At 62.9% G+C, this 2,625-nt stretch carries 2 protein-coding genes; both read right to left on the bottom strand.

The window, feature by feature from the left end; genetic code table 11:
* Positions 1-164: 164 nt before the first annotated feature.
* Positions 165-1,424 carry an MFS transporter gene (locus ACTHJR_RS14525; protein WP_440523953.1) on the bottom strand — a complete coding sequence of 420 codons (1,260 nt, stop codon included), beginning with the start codon at positions 1,422-1,424 and terminating at the stop codon, positions 165-167.
* A gap of 239 nt (positions 1,425-1,663) precedes the next feature.
* Positions 1,664-2,296 carry a hypothetical protein gene (locus ACTHJR_RS14520; protein ID WP_440523952.1) on the bottom strand — a complete coding sequence of 211 codons (633 nt, stop codon included), beginning with the start codon at positions 2,294-2,296 and terminating at the stop codon, positions 1,664-1,666.
* Between the last annotated feature and the right edge of the window lie 329 nt (positions 2,297-2,625).

Here is a 2,625-nt window from a genome sequence, read left to right as displayed (position 1 = left end):
GGCAATCGCATATGGAAATTTTCGATTCCGATCGTACACGAAGAGCCCCGTTTGGATTCGAAAATTGCAGGTCGCCGACGCGTCGGATTCGAAACATGCGCCCGAGCATCGATTTCGCGCCATATGCGATTGCCCTGCCCTGGCGGGGGAGGATTGGAAACATTCTAACGCCGCCCGCGCACGCCGAGCATCGCGAGCCCGCCGCACAGGACCAGTACCGCGAGCAACACCATCACGCTGGTGAAATCGCGCGGCGAGGCGAGCGACCAGGTGAGGAGCGGGCCGAGCAGCGAGGGCAGGGTGTTGGTCAGGTTGAGCAGACCGAGGTCGCGGCCGCGATGGCGCGGGTCGGGCAGCAATTGCATCGCGAAGGCCGCCTGGAGCGGTAGGAACACGCTATAGCCGATCGTATAGAGCCCGAAAGCGAGCGCGCCGACGGTCCAGCCATGCGCGGCCGCCATGCCGGCGAGCCCGATCGCGGTGACGATCGCCGCGATCACCAGGAACGGCTTGCGGCGGTCGAGCCGGTCGGACAGCCGTCCGAAGATCAGGGCGATCGGCAAGGGCGCGATGAACGAGATGGTGAGAAGGTGCCCGACCTGCGTCGCGAGCTCGCTCTTGGGCGTATCGGGGACGATGCTCTCGAAATAATAGAGCAGATAGAGCTGGAGCACGACGCCCGCGACCTGGAACAAGAGCCGCGCGACCCAGGCGACGGCGAGATCGCGGCGATGCAGCGCGACGGCGGCGCGCGGCTGGTCGGCGATCGGCAGCAGAACGGCGCGCGTGGCGATCAGCGGGATCAGGCAGAGGGCCGCAGCACCGACCACTGCCATCAGCCGACCGCCTTCGCCCAGAAAGCCGGCGGCCATCACCGCCGCCAGCACGCCCGAGGCGATCGGATAGCCGAGCGACAATAGCCCGCCGGTGGTGCTCTTCTGCGAATCGGGAATCTCGTCGGCCATCACCGCGACCAGCGGGCCGAGGATCGCGTTGAGCGCGGCCTGGAACAACACCACCGACCAGATGATCGCGACCGGCGTCCGCGCCAGCGCGATCGCGGCATAAGCGACGATCGTGCCGATCAGGCCGACCAATATCCACCGCCGCCGCCCGCCACCGCTGGCCATCGAGCGGTCGCTCAACCAGCCGAACAGGATGTTGGAACTGCTCGACGCGATCGACCCGGCGACGACCGTGGCAGTGGGCAAGCTGACGCGCGCGTCACCCGCCAGCCCCTCGATCTTGATCGGCAGCAGCAAGGTCAGCAGCGGCAGGAAGCCGATGATCCCGCCGGCATTGGCCAGGGCGTATAGCAAGAGGAAACCGGTGGACCGTTCCCCGGTCGACGCTGCGCCGGTCGTTGCGCGTCGTTCGGCGACTGGCGGGGCGGGGGCGCGGGACATCGAATGTGCGGCCATCATGTACCGGGCCGTACCGGGCGGCAATGCTGCAGATCAGGATCGATTCCGGACTTCCTGCGAGGGATTTCGAACCCAAAAAACGAATGTCGACTCGCGACCCGGGCCCTGCCGTTCGGCGTGATCACGGCTAACAACGAAATCAGCCACTGGCATCCAAGCCGGCTCCTGTCGCAGACTTAACGTTTAGGCCATGGCAAGGAGGTTCTCGAGAGAAGATTTTCGGCTCGCCAGTGGGTTCGTTAGAGCGCTGATCCGTAGTCGTATGACACTTTGTCGCGTGGGGACACAGCTCGACATTGGGCGAAAGCGTGTGCATCGAGTTTTGCGAGAGCACGATTATAGCGGGCCGCGTAAGTTCTACTTGCACGGTCGCATCGCCCCATCAGCGTTGTTCGCCACTGACCGTCCTCGAATTCTGCCCCCATCTGATCGAGGGGACGGAAGTTTCCGCGCTTCAGCGCGTCCGCCATCGGCAAGTTGACGCCCGGCGGGCCAAGTGGAGGAGAACAGCTTGCTTCAAAGCCCGGGACCCACTCCACTGCGTGATTGCCCCCGCTATGACCCCAAAATGGCTTTGCTCTCTTGTGCTGAAAATCACTGAGCGCGTCTGCTGCCCCATCCTTCTGATATAATTCGGTACAATGCTCAAATTTCTTCATTTCCTGAAGAACATACCGCTTTTCTTCGATGGTTTTGGCCTCTTTTAAAGCATAAGCTCGCTCGTCGGGCGTCAGTTCCGGAATTCCATCAAGCCACGTTTCTCGAGAATTCCTAACTGGCGGTACTGCGATGACGACCCCAAACGCTATTAGGATTGCTGACAGAAGCACCATAACAATTAGCGGCTGCATCGTATGGCGTTCCCTGAGCAAGATCGCCCCCTTATCCCGTCGGATTGCCGTCCTCGCTGTATGCTTGATGCAGCGGCTGCGGTGAAGGTCCGGTTTATGCGGCACCTCCCCGCAATCGGCCGGTCGGCTTGCCACCCAATTGCGGACATCTACGAAAAGCGCGGCAAGACATCGGGCCTCACCCTCCACCGCCGCCCTTGGACGAATCTATCAGGGTCGCATCGTCGATGGCGTGAGCCTGACCGTCATCACCCGGCTGCGATCGGTTGCATCTCGCGCGAGCGCCACGCGATAGGTGCCGCCCATGATCCGCCAGCCGGGGAGTCTGGTGTCGTAGTCGGCAAGAACGC

The organism is Sphingomonas sp. (genome assembly GCF_051962185.1).
In the GTDB taxonomy this organism is placed as follows: domain Bacteria; phylum Pseudomonadota; class Alphaproteobacteria; order Sphingomonadales; family Sphingomonadaceae; genus Sphingomonas.
The sequence above is the reverse complement of the archived record's forward strand: the minus strand, read 5'-3'. Positions and strand labels throughout refer to the sequence as shown.

Bases quoted from the DNA above. Each gene is read 5' to 3' on its own strand.
- ACTHJR_RS14525 (WP_440523953.1), bottom strand. From the start codon at position 1,424: ATGATGGCCGCACATTCGATGTCCCGCGCCCCCGCCCCGCCAGTCGCC.